Source organism: Methylocella silvestris BL2 (assembly GCF_000021745.1).
Lineage (GTDB): Bacteria > Pseudomonadota > Alphaproteobacteria > Rhizobiales > Beijerinckiaceae > Methylocapsa > Methylocapsa silvestris.
The window spans coordinates 3,204,906-3,219,522 of record NC_011666.1 but is presented as its reverse complement, the minus strand read 5'-3'; the positions used below and the strand labels follow the sequence as shown (position 1 = coordinate 3,219,522).

11 protein-coding genes and 3 tRNA genes are annotated in these 14,617 nt (G+C 62.7%); 1 reads left to right on the top strand and 13 read right to left on the bottom strand.

The genetic code is table 11. The annotated features are described in order from the left end of the window. Positions 1–18: 18 nt before the first annotated feature. The 13 genes from MSIL_RS14865 to MSIL_RS14805 all read right to left on the bottom strand — a co-directional run bounded on the left by MSIL_RS14865 (position 19) and on the right by MSIL_RS14805 (position 12,973). Entirely contained in the window at positions 19–1,203 is a 1,185-nt protein-coding gene (locus tag MSIL_RS14865) for an NADH-quinone oxidoreductase subunit D (RefSeq protein WP_012591906.1), read from the bottom strand. A 46-nt stretch (positions 1,204–1,249) separates the two neighbouring features. Continuing rightward, complete coding sequence (locus MSIL_RS14860; protein WP_012591905.1) at positions 1,250–1,864, bottom strand: NADH-quinone oxidoreductase subunit C; 615 nt, start codon at positions 1,862–1,864, stop codon at positions 1,250–1,252. A gap of 202 nt (positions 1,865–2,066) precedes the next feature. Then, positions 2,067–2,630 (bottom strand): NuoB/complex I 20 kDa subunit family protein, encoded by a 564-nt coding sequence (locus MSIL_RS14855; RefSeq protein WP_012591904.1) that lies wholly within the window; start codon positions 2,628–2,630, stop codon positions 2,067–2,069. Then, positions 2,621–2,986, bottom strand: a complete 366-nt coding sequence (locus MSIL_RS14850) for an NADH-quinone oxidoreductase subunit A (RefSeq protein ID WP_012591903.1) — start codon at positions 2,984–2,986, stop codon at positions 2,621–2,623. Before MSIL_RS14850 ends, MSIL_RS14855 begins: the two co-directional genes overlap by 10 nt. 284 nt (positions 2,987–3,270) lie before the next feature. Then, a tRNA-Asp gene (locus MSIL_RS14845) sits at positions 3,271–3,347 on the bottom strand. 126 nt (positions 3,348–3,473) lie between these two features. Continuing rightward, positions 3,474–4,823, bottom strand: a complete 1,350-nt coding sequence (locus tag MSIL_RS14840; RefSeq protein WP_012591902.1) for a nucleobase:cation symporter-2 family protein — start codon at positions 4,821–4,823, stop codon at positions 3,474–3,476. Positions 4,824–5,023: 200 nt separating this feature from the next. Beyond that, positions 5,024–5,461 carry a DUF29 domain-containing protein gene (locus MSIL_RS14835; protein WP_012591901.1) on the bottom strand — a complete coding sequence of 146 codons (438 nt, stop codon included), beginning with the start codon at positions 5,459–5,461 and terminating at the stop codon, positions 5,024–5,026. 354 nt (positions 5,462–5,815) lie between these two features. Further along, a tRNA-Val gene (locus MSIL_RS14830) sits at positions 5,816–5,891 on the bottom strand. Positions 5,892–6,021: 130 nt separating this feature from the next. Then, positions 6,022–8,439, bottom strand: coding sequence for an endopeptidase La (gene lon / locus MSIL_RS14825; protein WP_012591900.1), 2,418 nt, complete (start codon positions 8,437–8,439; stop codon positions 6,022–6,024). Between the two features lie 310 nt (positions 8,440–8,749). Further along, on the bottom strand, positions 8,750–10,015 hold the full coding sequence (clpX, locus tag MSIL_RS14820) for an ATP-dependent Clp protease ATP-binding subunit ClpX (RefSeq protein ID WP_012591899.1): 1,266 nt from the start codon (positions 10,013–10,015) through the stop codon (positions 8,750–8,752). A gap of 564 nt (positions 10,016–10,579) precedes the next feature. Then, a complete protein-coding gene (locus tag MSIL_RS14815; protein WP_012591898.1) occupies positions 10,580–11,227 on the bottom strand; it encodes an ATP-dependent Clp protease proteolytic subunit in 648 nt (215 codons plus the stop codon). A 189-nt stretch (positions 11,228–11,416) separates the two neighbouring features. Then, a complete protein-coding gene (gene tig, locus MSIL_RS14810) occupies positions 11,417–12,805 on the bottom strand; it encodes a trigger factor (protein WP_012591897.1) in 1,389 nt (462 codons plus the stop codon). Positions 12,806–12,888: 83 nt separating this feature from the next. Then, positions 12,889–12,973, bottom strand: a tRNA-Leu gene (locus tag MSIL_RS14805). Between the two features lie 232 nt (positions 12,974–13,205). Here MSIL_RS14805 and MSIL_RS14800 point away from each other — a divergent pair. Then, positions 13,206–14,606, top strand: coding sequence for a multicopper oxidase family protein (locus MSIL_RS14800; protein ID WP_012591896.1), 1,401 nt, complete (start codon positions 13,206–13,208; stop codon positions 14,604–14,606). The last annotated feature ends 11 nt before the right edge of the window (positions 14,607–14,617 follow it).

Here is a 14,617-nt window from a genome sequence, read left to right as displayed (position 1 = left end):
GACAAAAGCGCATCAGGGTCACCGATCGACCTCGCCGAAGACGATGTCGATCGATCCCAAAATCGCGCTGACGTCGGCCAGCATGGATTTGCGGCAGAGGAAATCCATCGCCGCGAGGTGAGCGAATCCCGGCGCGCGGATCTTGCAGCGATAAGGCTTGTTGGTGCCGTCGGAGACGAGATAAACGCCGAACTCGCCCTTCGGCGCCTCGACCGCAGCATAGACCTCGCCGGCCGGCACGTGGAAGCCTTCGGTATAGAGCTTGAAATGATGGATCAGCGCCTCCATCGAGCGCTTCATTTCGCCGCGTGAGGGCGGCGCGAATTTGCCTTTGGCCAGCACCGGGCCCTGCCCCGCCGGCTCGCGCAGCTTGGCGACGCATTGCTTCATGATGGAGACGGACTGGCGCATCTCCTCCATGCGAATGACCTGACGGTCGTAATTGTCGCCATGGCGGCCGACCGGAATGTCGAACTCCATCTCCTCATAGCATTCATAGGGCTGCGCCTTGCGCAGATCCCATGCCGCGCCCGAGCCGCGGACCATGACGCCGGAAAATCCCCACGCCCAGCAATCCTCGAGGCTGACGATGCCGATATCGACATTACGCTGCTTGAAGATGCGATTGTCGATGAACAGCGCCTGGAGATCGTCGCAGGTTTTCAGGAACGGGTCGCACCAGGCCTCGATGTCGTCGATCAGCTGCGCGGGAATATCCATATGCACGCCGCCGGGACGGAAATAATTGGCGTGCAGACGCGCGCCAGAGGCGCGCTCATAAAACACCATGAGCTTTTCGCGCTCTTCGAAGCCCCATAGCGGCGGGGTCAGCGCGCCGACGTCCATCGCCTGCGTCGTGACATTCAGAAGATGCGAGAGGATGCGGCCGATCTCGCAGAACAGCACGCGCAGCAGCTGCGCGCGGCGCGGCGCTTCAAGGCCGACGAGCTTTTCGATGGCGAGACAGAAGGCGTGCTCCTGATTCATCGGCGCGACATAATCGAGCCGGTCGAAATAGGGCACGTTCTGCAGATAGGTGCGCGCCTCCATCAGCTTTTCGGTGCCGCGATGCAGAAGGCCGATATGCGGATCGACCCGCTCGACCACTTCGCCGTCGAGTTCGAGCACCAGACGCAACACGCCATGCGCCGCCGGATGCTGCGGGCCGAAGTTGATCGTGAAATTGCGGACCTGATCGTTCATGAGTTTCTTTTCGCGGAGCGTTCAGAAGCGAGGGGCTGCGGTCAACTCAACTCGGGTTGTGTTTGGCTTTTTCGTCGCCGGGCAGCACATAGTCGACCGCGCCTTCCCATGGCGACAGGAAATCGAAATTGCGGAACTCCTGCATCAGCGCCACCGGCTCATAGAGCACGCGTTTTTCCTCGTCGTCGTAGCGGACCTCGACATAGCCCGTCATCGGAAAATCCTTGCGCAGCGGATGGCCGTCGAAGCCGTAATCGGTCAGCAGGCGGCGCAAATCGGGATGGCCGGAGAAATAGACGCCAAACAGATCATAGGCTTCGCGCTCGAACCAATTGGCGGCCGGAAAAAGACCGCTGAGCGAGGCGACCGGCGTCTGCTCGTCGGCCTCGACTTTGACGCGGATGCGGCGGTTGTGCTTCGGCGAGAGCAGATGCGTCACGACGTCGAAGCGCTTCTCGCGGGTCGGATAATCGACGGCGGTGAGATCGATGAAGCAGACAAACAGGCAGGACGGGTCGTCGCGCAGGAACGCGACCGTCTCGACGAGGCAGTCCGCCCGCACCGTCAGGGTCAGCTCGCCATAGGCGAGGCTTGCGTCCTCGACCCAGCCGCGCAGCGCGGCCGAGAGCGTCTCCACGAACTGTTTCAGATCCTCGTCCATCTCAACCTTTCGGCGTCACGCGCTGAAGCGGGGCGCGACGGCGCTCCGCCCCCTCAAGCTTTAGCGTCAATGCGCAGCTCATGCATTGACGCGCACATGGGCCGGCGCGGCCAGCCGCTCGATCCAGACTCAAGGAACGCATGCCGCGCGCCCCTATTCGTTCGCCGCGATCCCTCACCGATCGCCCGCTTGCGCGGGGGCGCTACCGTTCGATCGTGCCGGTGCGGCGGATTTTCCTCTGCAAAAGGAGGATGCCGTAGAGCAGCGCTTCCGCCGAGGGCGGGCAGCCAGGAACATAAATGTCCACCGGCACGATGCGGTCGCAGCCGCGCACGACAGAATAGGAATAGTGATAATAGCCGCCGCCATTGGCGCAGGATCCCATCGAGATCACATAGCGCGGCTCGGGCATCTGGTCGTAGACCTTGCGCAGCGCGGGGGCCATCTTGTTGGTCAGCGTGCCGGCGACGATCATCACGTCCGACTGCCGCGGCGAGCCGCGCGGCGCGAAGCCGAAACGCTCGACGTCATAACGCGGCATCGAGGCCTGCATCATTTCGACGGCGCAGCAGGCAAGGCCGAACGTCATCCACATCAGCGAGCCGGTGCGGGCCCAGTTGATGAGCTCATCCGTCGAGGTGACGAGAAAGCCTTTGTCGGCGAGCTTGTCGTTGATCGACAGGAAATAGGGATCATTCGCGGCGAGCGGCCGGTCGGTCGCCGGATTGATCACGAGGCCTTCCTGCGGCGCGGGGGTCAATCCCATTCGAGAGCGCCCTTCTTCCATTCATAGACAAAGCCGACGGTCAGAATGCCGAGAAACAGCATCATCGCCCAGAATCCGAAAAGCCCAACCTGATGGAACGCCACGGCCCAGGGAAACAGAAAAGCGACTTCAAGATCGAAGATGATGAACAGCAGCGCGACCAGATAGAAGCGCACGTCGAACTGCATGCGGGCGTCGTCGAAAGCGTTGAAGCCGCATTCATAGGCGGACAGCTTCTCGCTGTCGGGCGCTTTGAAGGCGACGAGAAACGGGGCGACGAGAAGAGCGCCGGAAATGACGCCGGCGATCGCCATGAAGACGACGAGCGGCAGATATTGATCGAGGAGGCTCGGCATGGGCAAGCTCTGACGATTCAAGGCGGGCCGGGGGAACAGCGCGCCGGTTGGGATCCTGCTGCAACGTTCGAGCGATGCGTAGCCCAGCGCCAATCGCAGCGCAAGATGATGTTTTAAACGCTTCTAAAGCTCGGCCGCGCGCGAATGCCTAAACCGACGTCAGCAGAGGCGAATTTGTCGCAGGAGGCGAAGCCGCGACCAAAGTCGTAAGGCCAATCGCGCGGGCGAAAGGGCACGATCCGATCGTCTGGCGCGGCCCGGAAGCGCGGTCGCGGAAGGTTGAATGGCGAGAGAGACGGGACTTGAACCCGCGACCTCCGGCGTGACAGGCCGGCGCTCTAACCAACTGAGCTACTCCCCCGCAGCCGCAAGCGCGCAGCGCCGCGCGGACCGGAGAGGAGCCGGATAGGATAGGCGGGCCCGCAAGTCAAGCATGATGACGCCGGCGCCGGGCCGCGAGGCCCGCGGCGCGCGGCGAAAAGGAGGCTCAGATGTGGCTTGCGCCCTGCGCCGCCAGCACGGCGTCCTCGGTCGCCTCTTCCCGCGTCGTCCGGTTGAAGATCGCGTTGAGGGAGACCGCGGCAATCGAGGTCAAAATAATGCCGTCGCCGAAGATCGGCCGCAGCTCGGGCGGCATGATATGGAAAAAATTCGGCGATACGATCGGGATCAGGCCGAAGCCGATCGAAATCGCGATGACCAGCGTGCTGCGTGGCGCCGCAACATAATCGATGCTTTTCAGGATCTTCACGCCGGTCGCGGCGACCATGCCGAACATAATGAAGCCGGCGCCGCCGAGCACGCATTGCGGCACCGAGGCGACGATGAACGCCAGCTTGGGGATCAGGCCAAGCGCCAGCATGATGCAGCCGCCAGTGACGCAGACCCAGCGGCTGAAGACGCCGGTCACGGCGACGAGGCCGATATTCTGCGAATAGGACACATAGGGGAACGTGTTGAAGACGCCGCCGATAATGGTGCCGAGGGCGTCGGCGCGCAGGCCGCGCTTGATGTCGTTTGCGCCAACCTCGCGTCCGGTCATGGCGCCAAGGGCCAGAAACATGCCCGTCGCCTCGATGAAGACGATCGTCATGACGAGGCACATGGTCAGGCACGGGATGAGATGGAAGGTCGGCAGGCCGAATTGCAGCGGCAGCACGACCCGGAGCCATGGCTCCTCATGGATGCCGGAAAAATCGGTCCAGCCCAGCGCGATCGTCGTCAGATAGCCGACCGTGACGCCGATCAGCACGGCGGCGTTGGCGAGAAAGCCGCTGGCGAAGCGGATCACGATCAAGATCACGGCGAGCACCAGAGCGGCGACGAGAAGATAGCCCGGCGCGCCGAAATCCGCCGCATTGGCGCCGCCGCCCGCCCAATTGACGCCGACCCGCATCAAGACGACGCCAATCATGGTGATGATCGTGCCGGTGACGACCGCCGGAAAGAAAGGCAGCACATATTTGACGAAAGGCGTGACGGCGAGGCCGAACAACCCGCCGACGATTACTGCGCCATAGATGCCGGTGAGGCCGACGCCGGGCATCGCCGCCATGGCCAGCATGGGCGAAATCGAGACGGCGGTGACGCCCATGATGACCGGCAGCCTGATGCCGAACGGGCCAATGCCAATGGTCTGCACCAGCGTCGCGATGCCGCAAGCGAACAGATCCGCATTGATCAGCATGGCGATCTGATCTTTGGGCAGCTTCAGGGCGCCGCCCAGGATAAGCGGCACGGCGACCGCATTGGCGTACATGACGAGGACATGCTGCAGGCCGAGCGCGAACAGGCGCGGCGCCGGAAGGACTTCGTCGACGGGATGGACCGCGGCCATCGCAAACCCCTCAGTTGCAAGACAGTCCGTTGATATTGCCCGCCGAATTGATTTTTCAGGCGCCGATATTGTGAGCAGGGCCGCACAAATGTTGAGTTCGGGCGAAGTCGGCGGGCAGTCCGGGGGACCAAGTCTCGAAACGGCGGCTAGGGCGGGTTGATCCTTGGGCGACTGCTAAAGGCGTCCTGCGCCGTTCGCTCCTATTCAGGCCAGAAATCCCCGTCCATCATCTGATCGAAGGACCACGGAACTTCGGCAGGAAAGGTCGCGGCATCGAGGCCCGTTTCACGCTCGGCTTCTATCAAAGCCCGTCGATAGCTATAAGCAATCGCTGCAGTCAATCCAGCCTTGAGGCTGGGGTTGTCCTTGAGGTGGGCGTCTATGTCCAATCGCTGGCCCTCGACGCTCAGACGCCAGCTCTTGCCACGGAGCGTCGGCTGGAACCTCCATTTGAGGAGATGCAAAAGCAAGACTGTAAGGCGGCTGATCAGTTCGCGCTTTTCGGTCTTCCCCATGCTTTCGATTTCCTCGGCAATATGCTCGATGTCGGCCTGGGCAAGTTTGCCGGCGCGCAGCAGCGCCGCCTGTTCGTTGGCCCAGGCATAGAAATCACGGTCATAGAGCGCATTTTGGGGCATGTGCCCTCCCAAGAGCATTGGTCGCGAATAGTCGTCCAGGTCCCTCTCGCCCATCAAAGAACAAATTTCGAGGCCGAGGAAGCTCGACGCCCCGTTCCCCTGGAATGAACATCGTCCTCCAATAAAGCATGAACGGTTCATTCCCGTCGACACGAACATGGACGGCGGGGGTGGGCGCCCAACCGCACATGACGTAGCCCCAGACAGCATTGGAGAACCCGCCGGGCGGTCGTCGCCCCCCGTGGGTCCGAGGCCAATCTTGAAGATATATAGCCAGGGGCCGCCAGAGATCAGGAAATGCCTGGTCTCGCTGCAACCGCCGCCGCGAAGGGAGCTCGAATTCCCAAAAGTCAATGGTGGGCGGTGACGGGCTCGAACCGCCGACCCTCTCGGTGTAAACGAGATGCTCTACCAACTGAGCTAACCGCCCGGCCGGCACGCAATCGCACAGCCAGCCATTCCGGTCAACGCGCCACCGGGCGTGCGTTTTCGATGCGGCGGACAAAAGAAAAGGGCCGCGATCGGCTCGCGGCCTTTTCAATCTGTCTTGTCATCCTGGCCTAATGCGCGATGGCGGCCGAGGCGTCGTCGTCGCCCGCCAGCGGCCGGGCCGGCTTCAGATCCTCTTCCCAGACGATCGGCAGCGGCTGGCGCACCAGCGCATGGGCGAGAACTTCATCCATGCGGGCCACGGGCACGATCTCGAGCGCGTTTTTGACCGAATTCGGAATATCGACCAGGTCCTTCGCGTTCTCCTCGGGGATCAGCACCTTCTTGAGGCCGCCGCGCAAGGCGGCGAGGAGCTTCTCCTTGAGACCGCCGATCGGCAGAATCCTGCCGCGCAGCGTGATCTCGCCGGTCATGGCGATGTCGCGCCGGATCGGGATGCCGGTGATGATCGAGACGATCGCGGTCGCCATGGCGACGCCCGCCGACGGCCCGTCCTTCGGGGTCGCGCCCTCGGGAACATGGACGTGGATGTCGCGCCGGTCGAACAGCGGCGGCTCGATGCCGAAATCGACCGCCCGCGAGCGCACATAGGACGCCGCAGCCGAAATCGATTCCTTCATCACGTCGCGCAAATTGCCGGTGACCGTCATGCGGCCCTTACCAGGCATCATCACGCCTTCGATCGTCAGCAATTCGCCGCCGACCTCCGTCCAGGCAAGCCCGGTGACCACGCCGACCTGATCCTCGGTTTCGGCCTCGCCATAGCGGAAGCGCGGCACGCCGAGATAATCGGGCACATTGTCGGCCGTAATCTGCACCGATTTCGCCTCGGTGGTCAGGATCTGCTTGACCGCCTTGCGCGACAGTTTCGACACCTCGCGCTCAAGGTTGCGGACGCCGGCCTCCCGCGTATAGCGGCGGATGAGCAGGATCAGCGCGGAATCGTCGATCGCCAGTTCCTTTTCGGCGAGGCCGTGCTTCTTGAGCGCCGCCGGGATCAGATGGCGCCGGGCGATCTCGACCTTCTCGTCCTCCGTGTAGCCGGCGATCCGGATGATCTCCATGCGGTCCATCAGCGGAGCCGGGATGTTCAGCGTATTCGCCGTCGTCACGAACATCACATTCGACAAGTCGTAATCGACTTCGAGGTAATGATCGTTGAAGGCCTGATTCTGCTCGGGATCCAGCACTTCGAGCAGTGCCGAAGACGGGTCGCCGCGGAAATCCTGCCCCATCTTGTCGATTTCATCGAGCAGGAACAGCGGATTGGAGCTTTTCGCCTTACGCATCGACTGGATGATCTTGCCCGGCATCGAGCCGATATAGGTGCGCCGGTGGCCGCGGATCTCGGCCTCGTCGCGCACGCCGCCGAGCGACATGCGCACGAATTCGCGCCCCGTCGCCTTGGCGATCGACTTGCCGAGCGAGGTCTTGCCCACGCCGGGCGGTCCGACGAGGCAGAGGATCGGCCCGCTGAGCTTGTTGGCGCGAGTCTGCACGGCGAGATATTCGAGAATGCGCTCCTTCACCTTTTCCAGGCCGAAATGTTCGGCGTCGAGCACTTCCTCAGCAATGGTCAGGTCCTTCTTGACCTTCGAGCGCTTGTTCCACGGGATCGACAAGATCCAGTCGAGATAATTGCGCACGACCGTCGCTTCGGCCGACATCGGCGACATCTGGCGCAGCTTCTTCAGCTCGGCGACCGCCTTGTCGCGCGCTTCCTTCGAGAGCTTGGTTGTCTTGATCCGCTCGTCGAGCTCGGCGAGGTCGTCCTTGCCGTCCTCGTCGCCAAGCTCCTTCTGGATCGCCTTCATCTGCTCGTTGAGATAATATTCGCGCTGGGTCTTCTCCATCTGGCGCTTGACGCGCGTGCGGATGCGCTTTTCGACCTGCAGCACCGAGATCTCGCTCTCCATCAGGGCGAGGCACTTTTCGAGCCGCTTCGTGATCGAGGTCGTCTCGAGCACCGTCTGCTTGTCGGCGATCTTGACGGCGAGATGCGAGGCGATGGTGTCGGCAAGCTTCGCATAATCCTCGATCTGGGTGACCGCGGCTGCGACTTCGGGCGAAATCTTCTTGTTGAGCTTCACATAGCCTTCGAACTCCGAAACGACGGAGCGGGCCAGCGCCTCGACCTCAACCTTATCGACGGGCTCGTCGTCGATCACTTCGGCGTCGGCCTCGTAGAAATCGTCGGTGCGCGTATAGCCCTGCACCTTGGCGCGAACCTGACCCTCGACGAGCACCTTCACGGTGCCGTCGGGCAGCTTCAACAGCTGCAGGACCGAGGCGAGCGTGCCGGTGGCGAAAATCGCCTTCGGGGCCGGATCATCGTCGGAGGCGTTCATTTGCGTGGCGAGAAGGATGAGGCTGTCGCCCTTCATGACCTCCTCAAGCGCGCGAATCGATTTCTCGCGGCCGACGAACAGCGGCACGATCATATGCGGGAAAACGACGATGTCGCGAAGGGGAAGGACGGGGTAGCTCTCGACCGCTCCGGGACGTGCGGGCTCTCGCTTCTGTGTCATCATATGTCCTAACTCGAAACGCGATCCGGCTCGCAAGCCCCCGGGTTTGCCGGCGGCGCCTGGGCCCTCTCGGATTCGGCCTATTGGCGTGAAGCAATTATTGTAAAATCAGATGGACATGAGCGCCTGCGGATTCAAGCGCTGGCCCACACCCACGGAAGGCGGCGAGGCCGCCGGCTGGCCGGCGGAGGAACGGTTTGTCAAAGGCGCCTATTCGCCTTTCGTCCCTTACGCCTCCGGCCTGACGCGTCCCGCGCCGAAAAGTCTTGGCTTCTTTTCGGCGGGACGCCCTCGACCCGCAGCCTTGTCGTCAGGCGCTTGTGCCGCTCTTCTCGTTACGTTCGGCGTAGATGTAGAGCGGGCGCGACTTGCCCTCGACCACATCCGGCCCGATGACCACCTGCTCGACGCTGTCGAGGCCCGGGAGATCGAACATCGTGTCGAGCAGAATGCCCTCCATGATGGAGCGCAAGCCGCGCGCGCCGGTGCGCCGTTCGATCGCCTTCTTGGCGACGACGTTCAGCGCCTCGTCCTGGAAGCTGAGTTCGGTGTTCTCCATCTCGAACAGACGCTGATATTGCTTGACCAGAGCGTTCTTCGGCTCGGTCAGGATCTTTTTCAGCGCCTCCTCGTCGAGGTCCTCGAGCGTCGCGATCACCGGCAGACGGCCGACGAACTCGGGGATGAGGCCAAATTTCAGGAGATCCTCGGGCTCGACCTTGCGGAAGATCTCGCCCGTCCGCCTGTCGTCCGGAGCCTGCACGGTCGCTCCAAAGCCGATCGAGGTGCCCTTGCCCCGCGTCGAGATGATCTTTTCGAGGCCGGCGAAGGCGCCGCCGCAGATGAACAGGATGTTGGTCGTATCCACCTGCAGGAATTCCTGCTGCGGATGCTTGCGCCCGCCCTGCGGCGGCACGGAGGCCACCGTGCCTTCCATGATCTTGAGCAGCGCCTGCTGCACGCCCTCGCCCGAGACGTCCCGCGTGATCGAGGGATTGTCGGATTTACGCGAGATCTTGTCGATCTCGTCGATATAGACGATGCCGCGCTGCGCCCGCTCGACATTATAGTCGGAGGCCTGAAGCAGTTTCAGGATGATGTTCTCGACATCCTCGCCGACATAGCCCGCCTCGGTCAGCGTCGTGGCGTCGGCCATGGTGAAGGGCACGTCGAGGATGCGGGCGAGGGTTTGAGCCAGCAGCGTCTTGCCCGAGCCAGTCGGCCCGATCAACAGGATGTTCGACTTCGCCAGTTCGACGTCATTGTGCTTCGTCGCGTGGTTCAGCCGCTTGTAATGATTGTGCACGGCGACCGAGAGGACGCGCTTGGCCTGCGGCTGGCCGATCACATAATCGTCCAGGACCTTGCAGATTTCTTTCGGCGTCGGGATGCCGTCGCGGCTCTTGACGAGAGAGGATTTGTTCTCTTCGCGGATGATATCCATGCAGAGCTCGACGCATTCATCGCAGATGAACACTGTCGGGCCGGCAATCAGTTTGCGGACCTCATGCTGGCTCTTGCCGCAGAACGAGCAGTAGAGCGTGTTTTTCGCGTCGCCGCCGCCAACCTTGGTCATGGATAGTCTCCAGTGCGACCGGGATCATGTGCGATGCCCGATCTTGCTTTGTTTAGGACGCCGGCGCCGCCGGATCATCCCGGCGCTCCTCAGGCGCGGCGGGCGCGCACACGAACCGCCGTCTCTCCTTTTTGGCCTCGTTCTCCCTCAACTGCGACCCGAAACGAAATGCAATCATGTTCCGGTCATAGAAGCAAGGGTTTACGGCCCCTGAGGCTATGGCGATCCTCGTCGCGTCATAACGACGCGCGACGCGAAACACCCGAATTCGCTTTGAGCAAGCCTTTGGCCGGCCGCCGGATAAAATGACGGCCAAAAGCTAAAGTAGCAATAACCGCGCCATCTGCAACCCATAGCAATCTTGAGCTGCGCGTGGGGAATGGCGCTTGCGGCGAGCGAAGGAAGGCGTCGCGGGCCAAAGCCGCCGGAATGCTCCATGACCGGGAGCTGGGCCCGGTCATGGAAGGATCGCTAAAAAATCGCGTTCGATCAGTAAGTTGGATCAAAAATTCGATTCGAAAGAGTCGTTCGGCCTTGGCGAAAACGCTGGCAATCGGACCCGGATCAGGCCGATTTTCTTTCGCTTGCGCTCTCGTCCGGCCGCTGCGAAATGACGCTGTCGACGATGCCAAACTCCCTGGCGTCGTCGGAGGACATGAAATGGTCGCGGTCGAGCGTCTTCTCGATCGTGTCGTAATCACGCCCGGTATGCTTCACGTAGATGTCATTAAGACGCCTTTTGACTTTCATGATGTCTTCGGCGTGACGCAGGATGTCCGAAGCCTGACCCTGGAAGCCGCCGGAGGGCTGATGCACCATGATGCGCGCATTGGGGAGCGCGAATCGCTGCCCGGCTTCGCCCGCGCAAAGCAGCAGCGAACCCATCGAGGCGGCCTGGCCGACGCAGAGCGTCGAGACTTTCGGCCGGATGAACTGCATCGTGTCATAGATCGCAAGACCAGCCGTGACGACGCCGCCCGGCGAATTGATATACATCGAAATTTCTTTTTTCGGGTTTTCCGCCTCGAGGAACAGAAGCTGCGCGATAATGACCGAGGCCATATGATCCTCGACCGGGCCGGTGAGGAAAATGATCCGCTCGCGCAACAGGCGCGAATAGATGTCGAAGCCCCGCTCGCCGCGGCTGGTATTCTCGATAACCTGAGGAATCAAATAGCTATTATAAACTTCGATCGGATCGTGGTCGCGCATTCGGATTGTCCTCTTCGCCAGCGGGCAGATCTGCCCGCCGCTCTCTACCCGCAAGATATCGAGCCCTTTTCTATACGACAGCCAGGCTTGCGCGAAACCTCAATCGCCGGCTGCGGGAGAGTTTCAGCCCATCAATCTCCCGCCGCCCTCACATAAGCAGCCGGCGCCGTTTCGCTAATATGCTTCGGTTCAGACCAGCGCCGCGCTCGACTCGGCCGCTTCCTCCTCGTCCTCCTCATCGGCGGCGAGGAGCTCCTCCTTCGGGACCGCCTTGTCGGTCACCTTGACGAGGGAAAGGATGTGGTCGACGACCTTTTCCTCATAAATCGGCGCCCTCAGCTCGGCGAGCGCCGAAGGGTTCTTCTGATAATAATCCCACACCATCTTTTCCTGGCCGGGGAAGGACCGGGCGCGCTCAAACAGCGCCTGGTTGACCTCTTCGTCGGCCACCTTGACGCCCGCCGCATCGCCGACGTCGGCGAGCAGCAGGCCGAGCCGCACGCGCCGCTCGGCGATCTTGCGATAATCCGCTCGCGCCGCCTCTTCGGTCGTGCCCTCGTCGGCAAAGCTGCGCCCGCTCTGGCTCTGTTCGGCCTCGACCCGGCGCCAGATTGCGTCGAATTCCTGGGCGACGAGGCCCTCGGGAAGATCGAAGGCGTATTTGGCGTCGAGCGCGTCGAGAAGCGCCCGCTTCCATTTGCGGCGCGAGGCGGCGGCGTAATCGCGCTCGATATTGGCCTTGATCGACTCTCTGAGCTTGGTGAGATCCTCGAGGCCGTAGCCCTTGGCGAATGCGTCGTCGATCACGGTTTCGCCAGGCGCGGCCAGCGCCTTGAGCGTGACGTCGAAGACGGCTTCCTTGCCGGCGAGATGCGCGGCGGAATAATCGTCCGGAAAAGTCACGGTCACAGTGCGGCTGTCGCCGAGCTTGAGCCCTTCGAGCTGCTCCTCGAAGCCCGGAATGAAGCTGCCGCTGCCGAGCACGAGATCGACGCCCTCGCCCGAACCGCCCTCGAACGCTTCGCCGTCGATCTTTCCGACGAAATCGATCGTCGCCTTGTCGCCCTTCGTGGCGACGACGCCGTCGCCCTCTTTCGGCGTATAGGGGCGGCTCTGCTCGGCCAGCCGGTTCACCACAAGGTCGATCTCGTCCTCGCTGACCGCGGCGACGAGGCGTTCGATCTCGACGCCCTCAAAGCTGCCGATTTCGATCTTGGGAAGCACTTCGAGGGCGACCGTAAAGGCAAAGTCCGCCTTCGCCTCGAACGCCTTTTCGAGTTCATCCTTTTCGCCGGGAAAATCGATCTTCGGCTGCGAGGCGGGACGCAGCGCATTGTCCTCGATGATCTTGCGATGCGCTTCGTTCACCGCTTCCTGCACGACCTCAGCCATGATCGAGCGGCCATAAAGCCGCTTCAGATGGGCGACCGGCACCTTGCCAGGACGGAACCCGTTGATACGGGCCTTCGCCCGCATTTCGGCAAGCTGGCTGTCGAGGCGAGTTGCGAGGTCGGTCGCGGGAAGCACCACCTGAAACTCGCGCTTGAGGCCCTGCGAAAGGGTTTCCGTGACTTGCATCTTCTGAGTAACCTTTTCCTCTTGCCTGTCTTTGTTCATTCGGTCCGCATCGGCGGCGCGGACGTGATCTCAATCTCATGGTCTGGTGCGGGCGGAGGGACTCGAACCCCCACGATTTTCACCACCGGAACCTAAATCCGGCGCGTCTACCAGTTCCGCCACGCCCGCGCGTTTTTTCGTCGCGCTGCCACGGGCGGAGCCCTTTGCCCCGCCGCGGGTGGCGCTCTATAGCAATCGCGCGCGGCTGGCGCAGCAAAAAAGATAAGTAGGACGGCCAGCCAGATAAGGCAATCTGCGAGCGCGGGGGGCGCTTGCCAAAGCGGCCAACCTCCCGCACAAACCCCTTCCGCTCAATTGGCGCGGCGATGCGGCTCTGCCGCCTTTTCCTCCGGCCCAAGCGATGCCTTCACCCCTCATCACCCGCCGCCGTCTGATCGGGTCGAGCCTCGCCCTCAGCCTCATCGACCTGCCTGCCCGCGCCGAACCCGCAGCGGGCGGGTTTTTCGAGTTGCAGGCCGCGCCCGGGCGGCTGCAGCTGTTGCCCCAGCCCGCCGCCGAAACGCCTGTCTTCGCCTTCAATGGCGCGGTCCCCGGACCGCTTCTTCGCTGCAAAAAGGGCGAGGAGCTGAAACTCCGCCTCGTCAACAAGCTCGAACAGCCGATGAGCCTGATGTGGCCGGGATTGCGCATCGCCAACGCCATGGACGGCGTCGGCGGCCTGACGCAAAAGCCGGTCGAGCCGGGCGAAAGCTTCGACTATCGCTTCACGCCGCCGGACAGCGGGCTGTTCGCCTATCGGCCGGGATATCTCCCCTTCGCCGCCGAGCAGTTTTCGCGGGGTCTCTACGGGGCCTTGATCGTCGAGGAGACCGATCCGCCGCGAGTTGACCGCGACATGCTGGCAATCATCGCCGACTGGCGCCTCGACGATCAGGGCATGATCGCCGAAGACTTTGGCGCGAAGGAAGAGGCGCTCGGCCCCGGCAGCATCGGCGCGCTGGTGACCGTGAACTCGCAACCAACGCCGCTGACGGAAACGACAAAGCCCGGCGCCCGCGTGCGGCTGCGGCTCGTCAGCGCCACGGCCGCGCGGATCATGTCGATCGCCTTCGAGGGCGTGACGCCAATGATCCTCGCGGTCGACGGCCAGCCGGCCGATTCCGCCTTTGAGCCGGTACGGCGCACAATTCCCGTCGGGCCCGGCGCGCGTTTCGACGTGATGTTCGACCTGCCCGCTGAGGCGGGCAAAGAAGCGCGGCTCGTGCTGCGCGGCGACAATGAGCCGGACCGCGACCTTCTTATGTTCAAGACGGAGGCTGCGGCGGAAACCGCGCAAGCCGCTGCCGCTCCCGCGCCGATCGCTTCGCTGCCCGTCAATCCGCTGCTGCCGACGCGGATCAGGCTGGAGACCGCCAAACGGCTCGACATCGTCATCGAGCCGGCGAAACCGGCGCCCACGACGGCGGGCGGGCGAGAACTCGTCTGGAGCCTCAACGGCGGCGCGGTCGCTGATTTTGCCGAGAAGCCTCTGTTTAGCGTCAAGCGCGGGGCGGCGGTCTCGCTCGGCCTCGTCAATCGCTCCAATTTGACGCAGGCGATCCATATTCGCGGCCATCAGGCGCGGCTGCTGCACGATCTCGACGACGGCTGGGAGCCTTATTGGCGCGACAACATTCTCATCGGGCCGGGCAAGACCAAGCGGATCGCCTTCATTGCCGAGACGCCGGGAAAATGGGCGATCCTGTCCTTTATCGCCGGACGCGAGGGCGCCGGCCTCGCCGCATGGTTCCTGGTGACTTGACGCGCTCTCTT